17 protein-coding genes and 1 tRNA gene are annotated in these 17,519 nt (G+C 63.8%); 9 read left to right on the forward strand and 9 right to left on the reverse strand.

Features of this window, described 5'->3' with window-relative positions:
* Positions 1-150: 150 nt before the first annotated feature.
* From ettA to F3H87_RS00285, 6 genes are all read left to right on the forward strand, one after another.
* A complete protein-coding gene (gene ettA, locus F3H87_RS00260; protein ID WP_149787026.1) occupies positions 151-1,806 on the forward strand; it encodes an energy-dependent translational throttle protein EttA in 1,656 nt (551 codons plus the stop codon).
* A gap of 128 nt (positions 1,807-1,934) precedes the next feature.
* Positions 1,935-2,159, forward strand: a complete 225-nt coding sequence (locus F3H87_RS00265) for a TFIIB-type zinc ribbon-containing protein (RefSeq protein WP_149787025.1) — start codon at positions 1,935-1,937, stop codon at positions 2,157-2,159.
* Positions 2,160-2,414: 255 nt separating this feature from the next.
* Entirely contained in the window at positions 2,415-2,621 is a 207-nt protein-coding gene (locus F3H87_RS00270) for a cold-shock protein (RefSeq protein WP_149787024.1), read from the forward strand.
* A gap of 142 nt (positions 2,622-2,763) precedes the next feature.
* Positions 2,764-3,348, forward strand: a complete 585-nt coding sequence (locus F3H87_RS00275; RefSeq protein ID WP_149787023.1) for a rhodanese-like domain-containing protein — start codon at positions 2,764-2,766, stop codon at positions 3,346-3,348.
* 10 nt (positions 3,349-3,358) lie between these two features.
* Positions 3,359-4,174 carry a sugar phosphate isomerase/epimerase family protein gene (locus F3H87_RS00280; RefSeq protein WP_149787022.1) on the forward strand — a complete coding sequence of 272 codons (816 nt, stop codon included), beginning with the start codon at positions 3,359-3,361 and terminating at the stop codon, positions 4,172-4,174.
* Positions 4,175-4,428: 254 nt separating this feature from the next.
* Positions 4,429-4,635, forward strand: a complete 207-nt coding sequence (locus F3H87_RS00285; RefSeq protein ID WP_149787021.1) for a cold-shock protein — start codon at positions 4,429-4,431, stop codon at positions 4,633-4,635.
* Positions 4,636-4,720: 85 nt separating this feature from the next.
* Here the strand turns inward: F3H87_RS00285 and uvrB are convergent, their stop codons facing one another.
* Positions 4,721-6,919, reverse strand: coding sequence for an excinuclease ABC subunit UvrB (gene uvrB, locus F3H87_RS00290; RefSeq protein WP_149787020.1), 2,199 nt, complete (start codon positions 6,917-6,919; stop codon positions 4,721-4,723).
* A gap of 403 nt (positions 6,920-7,322) precedes the next feature.
* Here uvrB and F3H87_RS00295 point away from each other — a divergent pair, with 403 nt between their 5' ends.
* Positions 7,323-7,634: an ETC complex I subunit gene (locus F3H87_RS00295; RefSeq protein ID WP_149787019.1), complete on the forward strand. Its 312-nt coding sequence runs from the start codon at positions 7,323-7,325 to the stop codon at positions 7,632-7,634.
* Between the two features lie 209 nt (positions 7,635-7,843).
* On the opposite strand, the gene rnk is transcribed toward F3H87_RS00295, so the two are convergent.
* Together rnk and F3H87_RS00305 are read right to left on the reverse strand one after the other, a co-directional pair.
* On the reverse strand, positions 7,844-8,266 hold the full coding sequence (gene rnk, locus F3H87_RS00300) for a nucleoside diphosphate kinase regulator (protein WP_149787018.1): 423 nt from the start codon (positions 8,264-8,266) through the stop codon (positions 7,844-7,846).
* Between the two features lie 72 nt (positions 8,267-8,338).
* On the reverse strand, positions 8,339-8,830 hold the full coding sequence (locus F3H87_RS00305) for a hypothetical protein (RefSeq protein WP_149787017.1): 492 nt from the start codon (positions 8,828-8,830) through the stop codon (positions 8,339-8,341).
* 312 nt (positions 8,831-9,142) lie between these two features.
* Here F3H87_RS00305 and F3H87_RS00310 point away from each other — a divergent pair.
* A tRNA-Arg gene (locus F3H87_RS00310) sits at positions 9,143-9,219 on the forward strand.
* Between the two features lie 88 nt (positions 9,220-9,307).
* Here F3H87_RS00310 and F3H87_RS00315 read toward each other — a convergent pair.
* From F3H87_RS00315 to F3H87_RS00340, 6 genes are read right to left on the reverse strand one after another with little or no spacing between them, the layout of a single operon-like run.
* Positions 9,308-10,468: an ABC transporter substrate-binding protein gene (locus F3H87_RS00315; RefSeq protein WP_149787016.1), complete on the reverse strand. Its 1,161-nt coding sequence runs from the start codon at positions 10,466-10,468 to the stop codon at positions 9,308-9,310.
* 45 nt (positions 10,469-10,513) lie between these two features.
* Positions 10,514-12,397 (reverse strand): AMP-dependent synthetase/ligase, encoded by a 1,884-nt coding sequence (locus F3H87_RS00320; protein WP_149787015.1) that lies wholly within the window; start codon positions 12,395-12,397, stop codon positions 10,514-10,516.
* A 4-nt stretch (positions 12,398-12,401) separates the two neighbouring features.
* A complete protein-coding gene (locus tag F3H87_RS00325; RefSeq protein WP_149787014.1) occupies positions 12,402-13,178 on the reverse strand; it encodes an ABC transporter ATP-binding protein in 777 nt (258 codons plus the stop codon).
* Entirely contained in the window at positions 13,175-13,945 is a 771-nt protein-coding gene (locus tag F3H87_RS00330; protein ID WP_149787013.1) for an ABC transporter ATP-binding protein, read from the reverse strand. Before F3H87_RS00330 ends, F3H87_RS00325 begins: the two co-directional genes overlap by 4 nt.
* The gene (locus F3H87_RS00335) at positions 13,942-15,024 is read right to left on the reverse strand and encodes a branched-chain amino acid ABC transporter permease (protein WP_149787012.1); all 1,083 of its coding nucleotides are present in this window, start codon (positions 15,022-15,024) and stop codon (positions 13,942-13,944) included. The genes F3H87_RS00330 and F3H87_RS00335 overlap by 4 nt, the downstream gene beginning before the upstream one ends.
* Positions 15,025-15,028: 4 nt before the next feature.
* The gene (locus F3H87_RS00340; RefSeq protein WP_149787011.1) at positions 15,029-15,904 is read right to left on the reverse strand and encodes a branched-chain amino acid ABC transporter permease; all 876 of its coding nucleotides are present in this window, start codon (positions 15,902-15,904) and stop codon (positions 15,029-15,031) included.
* A 272-nt stretch (positions 15,905-16,176) separates the two neighbouring features.
* Here F3H87_RS00340 and F3H87_RS00345 point away from each other — a divergent pair, with 272 nt between their 5' ends.
* Entirely contained in the window at positions 16,177-17,334 is a 1,158-nt protein-coding gene (locus tag F3H87_RS00345; RefSeq protein WP_149787010.1) for an acyl-CoA dehydrogenase family protein, read from the forward strand.
* The last annotated feature ends 185 nt before the right edge of the window (positions 17,335-17,519 follow it).

Raw genomic sequence — 17,519 nt, forward strand, 5'->3', positions numbered from 1 at the left:
ATCCTGCCGCGCCTTTCGTCATCGGGCCTCCGGCAGGAGTATTTGGGGAACGATGAAGGGCAGGGCGCGCGCTGCCGCAGCGCATTGCCCCGGCCCCGTGGCTTATGTATCAGGGGCCGCAACACGATATTCCATCAGGAGCACGGGGCCATGGCATCCTATCAGTACGTCTATCACATGCAGGGGGTTTCCAAGACCTATCCCGGCGGCAAGAAATGCTTTGAGAACATCCATCTCAACTTTCTGCCCGGCGTGAAGATCGGTGTCGTCGGCGTCAACGGCGCCGGTAAATCGACGCTGCTGCGCATCATGGCCGGCATCGACACCGATTTCCAGGGCGAGGCATGGTCGGCGCAGGGGGCCAAGGTCGGCTATCTGCCGCAGGAGCCGGAACTGGACCCGGCGCTTGACGTGCGCGGCAACGTGATGCTGGGCGTGGCCGACAAGAAGGCCAAGCTGGACCGGTTCAACGAACTGGCGATGAATTACTCGGATGAGACCGCCGACGAGATGGCCGAGTTGCAGGACGAGATCGACAGCAACAACTTGTGGGATCTGGACAGCCAGATCGACGTGGCGATGGAGGCATTGCGCTGCCCGCCGGACGATGCGGATGTCACCAGGCTGTCGGGCGGGGAAAAGCGCCGCGTGGCGCTGTGCAAGCTGCTGCTGGAAGCGCCGGACATGCTGCTGCTGGACGAACCGACCAACCACCTGGACGCGGAAACCATCGCCTGGCTGCAGCAGCACCTGATCGACTACAAGGGCACGATCCTGATCGTCACGCACGACCGGTATTTCCTGGACGATATCACCGGCTGGATTCTGGAGCTCGACCGTGGCCGGGGCATTCCCTACGAAGGCAATTACTCCAGCTGGCTGGAACAGAAGGCCAAGCGCCTGCAGCAGGAAGCGCGCGAGGACAAGAGCCGGCAGAAGACGCTGGAGCGCGAACTGGAATGGATGCGCGCCAGCCCGAAGGCGCGGCAGGCGAAATCCAAGGCGCGGATCAACGCCTATAACGACCTGGCCAACCAGTCCGAGCGGGAAAAGATCACCCGGGCGCAGATCGTCATCCCGGCGGGAAAGCGCCTTGGCGGCAAGGTGATCGAGGTCGATGGCCTGAAAAAGGCGATGGGTGACAAGCTGCTGATCGAGGACCTGTCCTTCAGCCTGCCGCCGGGCGGGATCGTCGGCGTGATCGGCCCGAACGGCGCTGGCAAGACCACGCTGTTTCGTATGCTGACCGGGCAAGAGCAGCCCGACGAGGGCACGGTTGAATACGGCGATACGGTCGAGCTGTCCTATGTCGACCAGACCCGCGACGCGCTGCCCGCCGACAAGACGGTGTGGGAGGTGATCTCGGGCGGGAACGACATCATCCAGCTGGGCGATGCCGAGGTGAACAGCCGCGCCTATTGCTCGGCCTTCAATTTCCGTGGCGGCGACCAGCAGAAGAAGGTGGGCATTCTGTCGGGCGGCGAGCGCAACCGCGTGCACATGGCGCGGCTGCTGAAATCGGGCGGCAACGTGCTGCTTCTCGACGAACCGACGAACGACCTGGACGTGGAAACGCTGCGCGCGCTCGAGGATGCGCTGGTGGATTTCGCGGGCTGTGCGGTGGTCATTTCGCACGACCGTTTCTTCCTTGACCGAATCTGCACCCATATCCTTGCCTTCGAGGGCGAGGCGCATGTCGAATGGTTCGAGGGCAATTTCGAGGATTACGAGGAGGACAAGAAACGCCGCCTCGGCCCCGATGCGTTGGAACCCAAGCGGTTGAAGTACAAGAAATTCGCCCGCTAAGGCGGCGGATTTTCGCAGCCCCGGCCCGTGCGGAGCGATCCGCGCGGGCCGTTTTCGTCCATGCGGTTGCCGGGCTGCCGGGGCGCCCCCATCTGACAGGGGCAACACGGAAAGCAAAGGAGGCTGCCATGCAATGCCCGATCGACGGAACCACGCTGAAAATCGCCGAACGGCAGGGGGTCGAGATCGACTTTTGCCCGCAATGCCGGGGCGTCTGGCTGGACCGGGGCGAGTTGGACAAGATCATCGACCGCAGCACGGCCGATGCCCCGGCGCCGCGCGGGGGCGGGTATGAGGAACGGCCGCGCAGGAAAAAGCGCGAAAGCTTCCTGTCGGAACTGTTCGATTTCTAGGGCAGGCCCATGGCCGGCGCAGGGCGGGGCGTCGCGGCGTTTGCGCCCTGTTTCTTATGACGATCCCACCCGGCCGGGCCTTGCCCGCCCTGCGCGTGGGGCTTGCATTTTTCGCGCCGATCTGCCATATGGGCGAGGCAAGACCATCTCTACGATCTTTCTGTTACCGCGACCCGGCCACAGTCTTCGATCCAGACGTGACTTCGCCGAGCCGCTGCATGACGCGAGCGGTACTAAAACAGAAAGGAAACTCACATGGCCAACGGCACTGTGAAATGGTTCAACACCACCAAGGGCTACGGCTTTATCGCACCGGAATCGGGCGGCAAGGACGTGTTCGTGCACATCTCGGCTGTCGAGCGTTCGGGCCTGACCGGCTTGGCCGACAACCAGAAGGTCACCTACGACCTGGAAGCCGGCCGTGATGGTCGCGAAAGCGCGACGAATATCGCCCTGGCCTGAGGTCTGATCAGACCACAGCGGATTTGGCGCGGTCCCGGAAACGGGGCCGCGTTTTTCTTTTCGGGCGGCAAGCTTTGACGCGGGTCGCCCTGCGGGACTAGGCTGGGGCGCAGGAGACATGGTCACCGGGAGGAGGAAGGATATGCGTATCGCGGTCATTGCGCTGGCATTGCTGGCGGGCACGGCACAGGCCGAAGAGGTGGCGATCACCAAGGACATGCCGAACGTCACGGTCGAGACCGGCAACGGGCCGGTGGTGATCGAACGCATCCAGGACCCCGCGCATGAGATCACCGGCGAATGGGCGCGCACCTCGCGCCCCTGTCCGAATTTCTGCGTTCAGCCGATCATTCCCGCGCCGGGCGTCACGCCCATCGGCGAGCTGGAGCTGATTGGGTTCCTGAACGATCCCGACGTGGTGGTGATCGACGGGCGGGTGCGGCGCGATTTCGAAACCGGCGCCATCCCCGGTGCGGTCAACGTGCCCTATACCGAGGCGGGCGACCGGCTGGGCGAGTTGGGCTGCGAGCCGGATTTCGAGGGGTTCATCTGCGAGGGCGACGACATCAAGTCAGCCGCGCTTTACTGCAATGGGCCTTGGTGCGGGCAATCGCCGGCTGCGGCGCGGCGGATGATCGAGGCCGGGTTTCCGGCGGAAAAGATCTACTACTACCGTCCCGGGATGCAGGGCTGGCGGATGCTCGGCCTTACCGTCACCGGCGAATGAGGGCCATTGGATGAGCGATCTGCCGGTGATCGGTGCGCAGTTGACGGTGCTGGACCTGGACCGGCACCGTGACTGGATCTTCGAAAAGGACCGGGATATCGAGCTGCCCGAGTTCTGCATGGCCGACATCCTGCGAGATCCCGACCCTTTCATCGACATGGCCAGGGCAAAGCTGGCGGGGTGGAAGGGACGGCTGGGCATTCACGGGCCGTTTTCGGGGTTCGAGCTGGATGTCAGGGATCGTGACATTCGCGCTGTGGTGCAGGCGCGGCTGGATACGGCGCTGGACGTTTGCGGAAAGCTGGACGCGCGGCAGATGGTGATCCACTCGCCCTATGATCCGTGGGATGCGCATAACCTGGACAACAAGCCGCGTGATCGTGAAAAATCCGTCGCGGCCATTCTCGATACGCTGGCGCCCGCGCTGACGCGGGCGGCCGACGTGGGCGTCGAAATGGTGCTGGAAAATATCCGCGATACCGACCCCGCCCTGCGCGGTGCGGTCGTCGGGGCGGCGGACAGCCCCGCCCTGCGCCTGTCGGTCGATACCGGGCATGCCGAATGGGCGCATGTCAGCGCCGGTGCGCCGCCGGTCGAGCGGTTCATCCGCGACGCGGCCGGGATGCTGGGCCATGTGCATCTGCAGGATGCCGACGGCTATGCCGACCGGCACTGGGTGCTGGGCGAGGGCAGCATAGATTTTCATAGTGTCTTCAAGGCGCTGGGTGAGCTGGGCGCACAGCCGCATCTGATTGTCGAGATCAACGACTTCAGCCGCGTTCCCGACAGCGTCGCGCATCTGGAGCGGTTGGGGCTGGGGCAGTAGGCACCCTGCTGTTTCTGTGCATGGTCTTTTCGGCCGGACGGGTGCGACCGCCAAAGCCGCCGGGTGCAAAGTGCTGTTTCCCGCGCATCGCCGCGGTTGTGCTTGCCAATGACCCGCGGACCTGTCATTGAGCGCGTGCTTAGACCTTCTCTTCGACTTCTGTTTTCCTTCACCGGCGCGCAGTCTTTCGATCCAGACGCCTCTACGCCGGGCCGCTGCATGTTGCGAGCGGTAATCAGACAAGGAAAATACAGATGGCCAATGGCACTGTGAAATGGTTCAACGCCACCAAAGGCTTCGGCTTCATTCAGCCTGAATCGGGCGGCAAAGACGTGTTCGTTCACATCTCGGCTGTCGAGCGTTCGGGCCTGACCGGCCTGGCGGACGACCAGAAAGTGACGTTCGACGTGGAATCCGGCCGTGACGGCCGCGAAAGCGCGACGAACCTTCAGCTGGCGTAAACCGCCCGCGATACGGAATTTGGCGCGGCCTCTGGAAGGGGGCCGCGTTTTTCATTTCGGGGCGAAAAATACCTGAACGACAGGCTTACCGCCCCCGCCGCCGCTTGTTCCCGCCGCGCTGCCCGGCGCGGCCTGCGGTTGAGCGGCCGCTTGATTTCACCGCCTCTTCGCTGGCGCGTTCGACTGCCTGCTGGCGGGCCAGCGGGTCGTCGTGGATGGCAAGGTCGACTGCTTCCAGCCGTTTGATCTCGTCGCGCAGGCGGGCGGCCTCTTCGAATTCCAGGTTCTCGGCGGCCTTGCGCATGTCGTCGCGCAGCCCGTCCAGCACCGCCTGCATGTTCGAGCCCTGCAGCTTGTCGTCGATCCTTGCGGTGACGCGGTTCATGTCCACATCGCCCTTGTAGAGCCCGGCAAGGATGTCATCGACATTCTTCCTGACGGTTTCCGGGGTGATCCCGTGTTCCTCGTTATAAGCGATCTGCTTGGCGCGGCGGCGGTCGGTTTCGGCAATCGCGCGTTCCATCGAGCCGGTGATGCGATCGGCATACATGATGACACGGCCATCGGCGTTGCGCGCGGCCCGCCCGATCGTCTGGATCAGCGAGGTTTCCGAGCGCAGGAACCCTTCCTTGTCGGCATCCAGAATGGCGACCAGCCCGCATTCGGGGATATCCAAGCCCTCGCGCAGCAGGTTGATGCCCACCAGCACGTCGAAGGCGCCGAGCCGCAGGTCGCGCAGGATTTCGATCCGTTCGATCGTGTCGATATCGGAATGCATGTAGCGCACGCGGATACCCTGTTCGTGCAGGTATTCGGTCAGATCCTCGGCCATGCGTTTGGTCAGCGTGGTGCAAAGCGTGCGATAGCCGGCGGCGGAAACCTTGCGCACCTCGTCCAGCAGGTCGTCGACCTGCATGTCGACGGGGCGGATTTCCACCTGCGGGTCCAGCAGGCCGGTGGGGCGGATCACCTGTTCGGTGAACACGCCGCCCGTCTGCTCCAGCTCCCACGCGCCGGGGGTGGCGCTGACGAAGATGGATTGCGGGCGCATGGCATCCCATTCCTCGAACTTCAGCGGGCGGTTGTCCATGCAGGAAGGCAGGCGGAACCCGTGTTCGGCCAGCGTGAACTTGCGCCGGTAGTCGCCGCGATACATGCCGCCGATCTGCGGCACGCTGACATGGCTTTCGTCTGCAAAGACGATGGCGTGATCGGGGATGAATTCGAACAGCGTGGGCGGCGGTTCGCCCGGTGCGCGCCCGGTCAGATAGCGCGAATAGTTCTCGATCCCGTTGCAGACGCCGGTCGCCTCCAGCATCTCCAGATCGAAATTGGTGCGTTGCTCCAGCCGCTGCGCCTCGAGCAGCTTGCCCTCGCCCACAAGCTGATCCAGCCGCTGGCGCAGCTCTTTCTTTATATTGATGATCGCCTGCTGCATCGTCGGCTTGGGCGTGACGTAATGCGAGTTGGCATAGACGCGCACGCGCTCCATCGTGGCGGCCTTTTCGCCGGTCAGCGGGTCGAACTCGGTGATGGATTCCAGCTCTTCGCCGAAGAACGACAGCTTCCATGCGCGATCTTCAAGGTGGGCAGGCCAGATTTCCAGGCTGTCGCCACGCACGCGGAACGAACCGCGCTGGAACGCCTGGTCGTTGCGACGGTATTGCTGCGCCACAAGGTCGGCCATCACCGCGCGCTGGTTGTACTCCTTGCCGACCTGCAGGTCCTGCGTCATCGCCCCATAGGTTTCGACCGAACCGATGCCGTAAATGCAGGACACCGAGGCGACGATGATCACGTCGTCGCGTTCCAGCAGCGCCCGCGTGGCCGAGTGGCGCATCCGGTCGATCTGTTCGTTGATCTGGGATTCCTTCTCGATATAGGTGTCGCTGCGCGCGACATAGGCCTCGGGCTGGTAATAGTCGTAATAGCTGACGAAATACTCGACCGCGTTTTCCGGGAAGAACCCCTTGAATTCGCCGTAAAGCTGGGCGGCGAGCGTCTTGTTCGGCGCAAGGATGATGGCGGGGCGCTGGGTTTCCTCGATCACCTTGGCCATCGTAAAGGTCTTGCCGGTGCCGGTCGCGCCCAGCAGCACCTGGTCGCGTTCGCCGGTGTCGATGCCGCCGGCCAGTTCGACGATGGCGGTGGGCTGATCGCCTGCAGGTTCGAACCCGCTATGCATGACGAACCGCTTGCCGCCTTCCAGCTTTTCGCGGGATTTCACCTCGGGGGCGGGGGAATGCAGGATCGGCTCCGACGCGTCGGAATGTGCATAGGGCATGAGAATCTCCGGCAGGGCAGATACAGATTTGATCTGTTTTTGTTCCAGTTCAACCCCGGTGCAGCCGATATGGCCCGGCCCTGCGGAAAAATGGGGCGGGACGTGGTTTGTCATGCCCCGACAGGCGCTTATTCGCGTGCGGTTCATGCGGCATCGCGTAAACACAAGTCTGAAAAACATCTATTTCTTGCGTGAGTTCGAATTGGGTTGCTAATCTTTGACTTGCAAGCAGTGTGCCTGGTTGCGCCATCGGCTGCACCACCCACCCCTCGCTCCCCGTGGCCGGGGCGTAGTCACGCAACTGTTTGCACCTTGCCCACCTCGCCGCGCCGGGTTGCGTTCGCCCTTGCCCCGTTCCGTGATTTGGCCGATAACGGCCGCATAACCTGGCAAGAGGAATCCAATGCGCGCACGTATCTACAAACCCGCCCGCAATGCGATGCAGTCCGGCAGCGCGAAAAGCAAGCACTGGGTTCTGGAATATGCGCCCGCCTCGCGGCGCGAGGTCGATCCGCTGATGGGCTGGACCTCGTCCTCGGACACGCAGACGCAGGTCAGGCTGCGCTTTGCCACCAAGGAGGCGGCGCTGGAATACGCCGAGGCGCACGGTATCAACGCCATCGTGGTCGAACCCAAACCGCGCAAGCCCAATATCCGCCCCGGCGGCTATGGCGAGAATTTCGCGACCAACCGGCGCGGGGCGTGGACCCACTGATAACCGCCGGACGCCCGGTCAGCGCGGGGCAATCGCCCCGCCGCATCCCGGGCACCTGACGCCTGCCGCGCGTGGCAGGTGCGTTCCGCATTCCGTGCAGAGCCGGACCTGCCTGTCCGATCGGTCGATCTGCGACCGGCAGGCCGGGCAGCGCCGGCGTGCCGCGCGGGGCAGAGGTGTGCGGCAGACCGGGCAGCGGGACCGCCCGGTCATGGCAGGACCCCGGCGGTTTCCCCGATCCCCAGAAGCAGCAGGCTGCGCGAGGCGCCGTCGCGCGTCTGCCAGCGCACCTGTGCGCCGACGGGCAGGCCGATCATTGCCACGCCGATCGGGGTCATGACCGATATGGCGCCCGATGCGATATCCGCCTGGGCGGGCGGGACGAGGGTAAGCACGCGGGTTTCGCCGGTTTCCTCGTCAAGGCAGGTCGCCGGGACGCCCAGGGTCACGACATCGGCGGGCATCTTCCGGGGCGGGGCGATACGCGCCCGCGCAAGCCGCGACAGCAGGCGGTCTGACAGGTCGGGGCTTCGGCGGGCGAACCCGGTTGCGAGATCTTCAAGGGTGGCGAGTTGCGCCTCGGCGATAACCGGACGCGCGGCGCGGGTGCGCCGGGGGTAGGGATGGGCCATCTGGGCCTCCGTTTATTGAAATGAAAGAAATCCCTGCGCAGGAACGTACGAGGGAGGGAAAGACCGACCCGGCTATGATGCCGGGGTGGTGGCCAGAACCTCGATCCGGTCGGCCGGGGCGCCAGGCAGCCCGCGCAGGCTGACGACCTGCCCCTCGGCCATGCCGATCAGCGCCGCGCCCAGCCATGACCCCGCGGAAACCGGGTGCGGCCGTTCCGGGGGCGTCCAGTGATAGAGATGCAGCCGGCAGGGCGCGTGCCGGTCGAGCCGGCACAGAACCTCGCTGTCGCCCGCAACGAAGGGGACGGGCGCGCGGCGGGTATCGGCGATCGCCGCGTCGGTCAGCTTGGCCCTGAGATAGGCGGCCAGCAGCGGCCGCGGCGCGCTGCCGCCGGGGGCACATCGCCGCCGGTGATCCTGCAACTGCCAGAAATCGAAGCCGCTGAGAACCGCGCGGATCGGGCGCAGGGCCTCGATCCGCGTGTCGATGCGGCCCTGCAGGTCCTTCTGCGCGTACTGGAATTCGATTGCCAGATGGCAATACCTGTCAACGTCGGATTGCATGTCAAATCCCTCTGGCCATGCACATGGCACGGCCCTGATGATGATGCTTTCGGTGTGAGGGAACCCCGGACGGATATTACCGGCACATGGCCTGAACCGCCCGGGGCAGCGGGCGGTTCAGAAGCGAACCGGAAAACAGGACGAACCTGCTCTTATGGACATGCGTCATCATCATTGCGCACCAAGGCTAGCACCCCCCGGGGCAAAGTCAATCTTGGTAAAGGGGCCGGCCGGGCGGTTGGCGGACCGGCGCCCCCTAACCCGGATTCCCGCTTGCGTTTGGGGGCTTGGCTGCGCAAATAAGGCACCAGCGGTCCCATAGCTCAACTGGATAGAGCAGCTGACTTCTAATCAGCAGGTTCGGGGTTCGAGTCCTCGTGGGATCGCCATTTCCCGGACCGGGGCCGCCACAATCCGGGGGTGGCATGAAAAAAGGGGCGCCGGGGCGCCCCTTTTCCATGTGATGCCGATATGCCCTTACTGGCGGGCCAGAAGCTTCCACTTGCCGCCTTCGACGATCGAGATCGTGATCTCGTTCGCGCCCTGGTGATCGCCCGGGCCATAGGTCAGTTGCGTGTCGAGCAGGTCGGAATAGTAATCGACCGATTCCATACCCTGCTGGAAGCTTTCATGGGTCAGGTCCGGCCCGGCGGCCTCCAGCGCCTTCACCAGCGTTTCGGCGGCGTTATAGCCCAGCATGGCAAAGCCACCGGCGGGCTGGCCGTATTCCTCTTCGTAGGCCTTGATGAAGGCGGCGGGCACCGGATCGGTGGCACGCGCGGCCAGGTCCACCCAGCCGGCCGCGGCGTAAAGCCCGTCGGTCACGCCGTTCGGCACGGCGGCCACCGGCTCAAGGAAACCGGCCGAGGTGTTGAGGAACTTGGCCTCGGTCCAGCCAAGCTGCTTGGCGGTGCCGACGACGGTGATGCCCGCCCGCACACCCAGCGCCAGGGCGATGATCTCGCAGTTTTCGCTGCGCAGCTTTTGCACGGCGCCGACGAAATCCTGCTCATCCGGCTTGTGGGTGGTCTCGGACACGAAGGTGGTGCCCAGGTCGCCGGTGCTTTCCTTGGCGGCGGCCGAGATTTCGATGCCGAAATCGGTGGGCAGGTACATCGCGCAGACATTGGTGTGGCCGAACTGTTCGTTCAGGTACTTGATGCCGGCGATGGTCTGGTCGTAGTAGCTGGCAAAGCCGGTATACTTGTTGTCGATCGGCTCCGACAGCATCTCGCGCGCGGCCGACAGCGGGTTGAGGTTCGGGATGCCCTTGGGATCGAGGATTTTGAAACCGGCCAGGTTGTGCGGCGTGCCGAGGCTCAGCATCATCGCAAAGACCTTGTCGCGGTTCACCAGCTTGTTATAGCCCTGCGCCGCCTTGGGCAGTTGGTAGGCATGGTCCTCGACGACAAAGCGGATCTGGCGACCATGCACGCCGCCAGCCTCGTTCACTTCCTTGATCTTGAGGTTGGCGCCGTTGACCGCGGGCACACCCACGGCGGCGAAGATGCCGGACAGGTCGTTGACCGACCCGATCACGATCTCGCTGTCGGTGACACCCTGGGTTTGGGCAAAGGCCGCCTGGGTCATCCCCAGCGCGAGCGCACCGCCCAGCACGGATTTCATGAGGGTTTTCATCTTGGTCTTTCCTCCCTAGGTCTCGCCCCGTGTTGCGGGGCCTGGTCAATACATATCATCAATCAAGGGCTTGTGGCGTTTTTCCACGAAGCTGCGGCGCAGTTTCATCGTCGGCGTCAGTTCCTCGTCCTCGGCCGTCAGCAGCACGTCGATCAGGCGGAAATCCTTGATCTGCTCGACGCGGGCGAATTCGCGGTTCACCTGCTCGACCTCGGCGCGGATCAGGTCCTGCACCTCGGCCGCGCGGCAGAGCGAGGCGAAGTCGGAAAACGGCACCTTCATGTCCTGGGCGTATTTCTCGACATTCTCCTGGTCGATCATGATCAGCGCGGTCAGGTATTTGCGCTTGTCGCCGATGATGACCGCGTCGTTGATGTAATGGCTGAATTTCAGGCGGCTTTCGATCTCGGCGGGCGTGATGTTCTTGCCGCCGGCGGTGATGATGATGTCCTTGAGCCGCCCGGTGATGGTGACATAGCCGTCACCGTCGATCCGGCCGACATCGCCGGTGCGCAGCCAACCGTCGTCGGTATAGGTTTCGGCCGTCTTTTCGTTGTTGCGCCAGTAGCCCTGGAAATTGTTCAGCCCCTTGGTCTGGATTTCGCCATCCTCGGCGATGCGGACCTCGACTCCGGGCACGGGTTTGCCGATGGTGCCGACCTTGTTCTCGTCCGGCGTGTTGATCGTTGCGATCCCGGCGGTTTCGGTCATGCCGTACCCTTCGACCAGCGGCACGCCGATCGACCAGTACCATTTCAGCAACTCGGGCGAGATCGGCGCCGCCCCCGTGCCGCCCCGGCGCATCCGGTCGAAGCCCAGCATCCGGCGCAGGTTCTTGAGCACCAGTTGATCCCACAGCCAGAAATTCAGCGCCGTGCCGGCGGGCACGCTGCCGGTTTCCATCAATGCCCTGGTGCGTTTCTGCCCCGCCTTCAGCGCCATGTGGAACGCGCTGCGGCCGATCCAGGTGCTTTCCTGCGCCAGGATCAGCACGCGGGAATAGATCTTTTCCCACACCCGCGGCACCGCGGTAAAGGTCATCGGGCTGACCTCTTGCAGGTTGTCGAACACGGTTTCGGGGCTTTCGGCGAAGTTCACCGTGCATTTCGCGGCGAGCGGGAAATAGATCGACACGTCGCGTTCAAGGATGTGGCAGAGCGGCAGAAAGCAAAGCTGCTCGTCCTCGGGCTTGGCAGGCAGACCATGCGCGCCCGCAGTGATCGCCGACATGATGTTTTCGTTCGACAGCATCGCGCCCTTGGGCATCCCCGTGGTGCCCGAGGTATAGATCAGCAGGGCGGTATCCTCGGGTCGGGATTTTTCGACCTCGGCCTCGAAGGTGCCGGGTTCGGCGGCGTCGGCCTCCTTGCCTATCCGGTACAGCTCGTCGATGAAGATGCAGCGGTCGTGGTCCAGGTCGTGCAGCCCCTCGTCTTCGAGGATGATAACCTTGAGAACCCCGGGCGCCTCGCCCTCGATTTCCAGGAACTTGTCGAGCTGCTCCTCGTTCTCGACGATCAGGAAGCGCGAGTCGCTGTCCTGCAGCAGATAGGACAGTTGCGTGGCGCTGTCGGTGGTGTAGACCCCCGAGGCGATGCCGCCCACGGCCTGTATCCCGAGATCGAAATAGGCCCATTCCTTGCGGTCTTCCGACAGGATCGACACGCACTCCCCGCGTTTCAGCCCCAGTTTGCGCAGGGCCATGCCGATCCATTTCGCGTGGGTCCAGTAATCGTTCCAGGAATAGGCTCTCCAGATGCCGAAATCCTTTTCCCGGTGCGCCGTGCGCTCGCCCAGCTCCTTGCAGCGCGCGGCAAGCAGCTTGACGATGGTGTCCTGTCCGTCGACGGTGACGGGGCGGGTATCGGGGATCGCGTTGAACACGACCCCGTTGATGGTGATCTTGTCCGATGCGGCATTGGCGTTCATCGCGTCACCTCCAGGTTTTCTTGCGCTTCCAGCGTTTTTCGCCGCGTGCGCCTTCTTCGGTATGGCCGAGATAGAAGCTCTTGATGTCTTCGCTTTCCTTCAGCCGGGCCGACGAGCCGCTCATCACGATCCGGCCCAGTTCCATCACATAGCCCTGGTCGGCCAGGTTCAGCGCGGCGCTGGCATTCTGTTCGACCAGCATCATGGTCACGCCTTCGTCCTTGTTGAGACGCTTCAGGATGCCAAAGATTTCCTGAACCAGCAGCGGCGACAGCCCGAGGCTGGGTTCGTCCAGCAGCATGATCTCGGGGCTCAGCATCAGGCCGCGGCCGATTGCCAGCATCTGCTGCTGGCCGCCCGACAGCGTGCCGGCCTCCTGGTGGCGGCGCTCGGCAAGGATCGGGAAATACTGGAACACCAGTTCCTTGTCCCGGGCGATGGCCGCGCGGTCGTTGCGGGTATAGGCGCCGAGGTTCAGGTTTTCCTCGACCGTCAGGAGCGGAAACACCTCGCGACCCTCGGGCACATGCACGATGCCGGCGCGCACAACCTTGTGCGGCTCCCATCCCTCGATGTGCTTGCCGTTGAACAGGATTTCGCCCTTTTCCGGGTCCATGATGCCCGAGATGGTTTTCAGCAGCGTCGTCTTGCCCGCGCCGTTCGCGCCCAAGACCGTCACGACCGATCCCTTGTGCACTTCGAGGCTGACGCCGCGGATCGCCATGATCGGCCCGTAAAAGGTTTCGAGGTTGCGGACTTCCAGAAGGGGCTTGTCGCTCATGCCGCGTCCCCCGTGCCCAGGTAGGCCTCGATCACGGCGGGGTGGTTCTGCACCTCCTGCGGTGTGCCCTCGGCCAGTTTCGCACCATCGGCCAGCGCCAGAACGCGGTCGCAGACCTTGCTGACCAACCCCATGTCGTGTTCCACCATCAGCACCGTGATCCCCATCTGGCGGCGGATGTCGTCGATCCACCACCGCATGTTCTGCGTTTCTTCGACCGACAGGCCCGAGGCGGGTTCGTCCAGCAACAGCAGCCGTGGCTTCGATGCCAGCGCGCGGCCCATCTCGACCACCTTGCGCACGCCATAGGGCAGGCCGGCGATCCGCTTGTTCCGGTAGGGTTGCAGGTCGAGGAAATCTATCACCTCTTCCACGGCCTCGCGGTGCGCGCGCTCTTCGCGGCGGACGCTGGGCAGGTGCAGCATCTGTTCGACCAGCGTGGTCCTGCGATGGCGGTGGCGGCCGACCAGCAGGTTGTCCAATACGGTCGCCTGGTCGAACAGCTCGATATTCTGGAAGGTGCGCGCGATGCCAAGGCTGGGCACTTCGTCGGGCGCAAGCCGCAGCAGGTCGGTCCCATCGAAGGTGATCCGGCCCTCGACCGGCGTATAGAACCGCGAGATCAGGTTGAACACCGTCGACTTGCCGGCGCCGTTCGGGCCCACAAGGGCGAAAACCTCGCCCTCGTCGACCGTCATGCTCAGCCTGTTCACGGCCGTCAGGCCCCCGAACCTGAGCGTTACGTTATCGAGCGTCAGCAGGCTCATCTCAGGCGCTCCGTCTTCAGATAGGATTTCTGGCGGCGGAACATATCCTTCCGCGCGAATGGGAACAGTTCAAGGAAGGTGCGGATCTTCAGCCACCGGCCATACAGCCCCATCGGCTCGAACAGGATGAACAGGATCATGATCAGCCCGAAGACGCCGGTTTCAAGGCCGGGGATCGCCACGGTGCTGCCCAGGCTGTCGGTCGCAATCGACAGGACCTGCGGCAGGAACGCGATCACGATGGCGCCCAGGAACGCCCCGTGGATAAAGCCCAGCCCGCCCACGACGATCATCATCAGAAGCTGGATCGAGATGATGAAGGTGAAGGTCTCGTTGTTGAACACCTCGGCGAACAGCCCCATCAGCGCGCCGCCCAGCCCGGTGATCCCGGCCGAGATGCCGAAGGCGATGGTCTTGGTGCGGGCGATGTTGACGCCCATGGCCTGCGCCGAGATTTCGCTGTCGCGCACGGCGGCAAAGGCCCGGCCCATCGGCGCGCGCAGCAGGTTGCGGTAAAACAGCGTCACCACCAGCACCACGATCAGCGCCATGTAATACCACGCCGCCGGGCTGGACCAGCGGTTGATTTCAAGCCCGAAAACCTCGATGGCCGGGGCGAACTTGCCGGCCACGCCGCCCGTCCAGGGCTCCAGCATCACGATCAGGTCGTCCGTCAGGATCGCCAGTGCCAGCGTGGCGATCGCCAGGTAGACGCCGTGCAGCTTCAGCGCCGGGATGGCGATCAGCGCACCGACCAGCCCGGTGATGACCCCGCCCAGCGGGAAGGCCAGGATGAAGGGCACGCCGGCCTCCATCAGCAGGACGCAGGCATAGCAGCCCATCGCCATGAAGGCCGAATGGCCAAGGCTGACCTGCCCGGTCTGGCCGGTCAGCAGCATCAGGCCCAGCCCGCAGGTGGCCCAGATCAGGACGTTGGTCGCCTCGCCGAGAAAGAAATCGTCGATCAGCCAGGGCAGGACGACCATCAGCGCCAGCAGCGCGATGTAGAGAAACGCCTGCCAGCCGTCCTTGAACAGGCGGATATCGTGGTCGTAGCTGGTTTTGAACTGGATGCGCATGGCGTCAGACCTTCTTGACCCGGACCTGCGCGAACAGGCCGTGCGGACGGAAGAGAAGTACGCCGATCAGCAGCGCATAGGGCGCGATCTGCGACCAGCCGGCAGGCAGGTAGCGCGCGGCGAAGGGTTCGATGATGCCGACGATCAGCCCGCCCATCAGCGCACCGGGCAGGCTGCCGAAACCGCCGATCACGGCGGCGGCAAAAGCCTTGATCCCGATGAAACCGGCATTGGGGTCGATCGCACCCTTCGAGGCGTAGAGGATACCGGCGATGGCGGCGACGATCCCGGCCAGCGCCCAGACAAAGCCCTGCACACGCTTGACGGGGATGCCCATGTAATAGGCCGCCATCTGGTTCTGGCTGGCCGCCTGCATCGCCAGTCCGACCTTGGTGCGCTGGAAGAACTGCCACAGAAACAGTGTCAGCAGGAAGGTGACGATGATGATCGCCACGTCGGCCATGCCCAGCACCAGCGTTCCCATCCGCAGATCGCCCAGCGCCAGCGGCGAATGCAGCGAAAGCGGCTCGTGCCCCCAGATCAGGCCGGCGACGAACCGCAGGATGAACCCCAGCGCGATGGTCAGGATGATCACGGCCACCTGATTCTGCCCGAACAGCGCCCGCAGCACCACGAGGTCGAGCAGGTAGCCGAACACCCCCATGATGACGAAGACGATGGGCAGCGCCACCCAGAAGTTGAGGCCCATGAACTCGGGGTTCACAAGGCCGAGCGTCACGAAGGCGCCCAGCATCATGAAATCGCCCTGCGCGAAATTCACCGCCTCGGTCGCCTTGTAGATGAGCACGAAGCCCAACGCGACGAGGCCGTAGACACAGCCGTTGGCCATGCCACTGATGAGAAGCTGAAGAACTTCCACCGCGATCCTCCCTGTTTCCTGCGGCCCGCAATCTTGATCGTTGCGGTCCCGCTGCGCCGGTCCTCCACCGGGCGATCCGTCCCCTTGGGGCGGTATCGTGATCCGTCCACAAAATCGGACACGGGTCAACATCCGGTGATAAAGTGACGTTGCGGAAATTACAACCGCCATGCGGAAGGTTCCCCATGCCCGCCCGCGACGCAACGGCAGACTGGACGCGGGCGCCGGTCCTTCGCCATGATCGTGGCCGAACCGGATCATGGGAGGAATTGATGGGTCTTTTCACGCCGACCGCAGGCTGGGTCGCGGATGAACACCGTATGTTCGCCGACGCCGTCTCGCGCGTTTATGCCGACGAACTGGCGCCGAATATCGAAAAGTGGATCGACCAGGGCATGGTCGACCGTGCATTCTGGGAAAAGGCGGGCGCGCAGGGGATCATGGGCGGCTCGGTGCCCGAGGCTTATGGTGGTGCCGGCGGCGGTCTGGGATTCGATGCAATCGCCATTTACGAACAGGGCGCCGTGGGCGATTGCGGCTGGGGGTACACGATCCAGTCGATCGTGCTGCATTACCTGCTGACCTATGGCTCGGAAGAGCAAAAACAACGCTGGGTGCCGGGCCTCGTGTCGGGCGAGCGCGTGGCCGCCATCGCCATGACCGAACCGGGCTGCGGATCGGACCTGCAGGCGGTCAAGACGACCGCCGAGAAGGACGGCAACCACTACCGCATCAACGGCTCGAAAACCTTTATCACCAACGGCCAGACCGCCGACCTGATCGTGGTGGTGGCCAAGACCGACAAGACCGCCGGTGCCAAGGGCGTGTCGCTGATCGTGGTCGAGACCGATGAGGTCGAGGGCTTTCGCCGGGGCCGCAACCTGAAAAAGCTGGGGATGAAGGCCAACGATACGTCCGAGCTGTTCTTCGAGGATGTGAAGGTGCCGCAGACGAATCTTCTGGGCGCCGAGGAAGGGCAGGGCTTCTACCAGCTGATGCGGCAATTGCCGTGGGAGCGGCTGGCAATCGCGATCACCGCGCTGGGCAATATCGACTTCGCGCTGGCCGAGACAATTCGCTACGTGCAGGAGCGCAAGGCGTTCGGCAAGCGGGTGATGGATTTCCAGAACACCCGCTTCAAGCTGGCCGAGATGAAAACCAAGGCCGAGGTTCTGCGCGCCTTCGTCAACGATTGCATCGCCCGCGCCGAGGCCGGAACGCTGGATGCTGCCACCGCGTCGATGGCGAAATACTGGGGCACCGAGACGCAGAACGAGGTGATGCATGAATGCCTGCAACTGTTCGGCGGCTATGGCTTCATGATGGAATACCCCATCGCGCGGCTTTACGCGGATGCGCGGGTGCAGATGATCTATGGCGGCACGAACGAGATCATGAAGGAACTGATCGCGCGCTCCATCGACGTGTGATCCGGCGGCGCAAGCCGGGTTCGCCGGGCGCGCGCCACTCCTCCCGTCCCGGGGGCGCTGCCCCCGGACCCCCGGAGTATTTTTGGCAAGATGAAACCGGGTGCCGCCTTATGTTTTAATCTTAAAATATTTGCCTTTGAAATAATTGCCGCCTGCGCTACGCTTGGATGACGCGATGGATTCGG

Origin of the sequence: Lutimaribacter pacificus (assembly GCF_900142185.1) — a bacterium.
Taxonomy (GTDB): Bacteria; Pseudomonadota; Alphaproteobacteria; order Rhodobacterales; family Rhodobacteraceae; genus Lutimaribacter; species Lutimaribacter pacificus.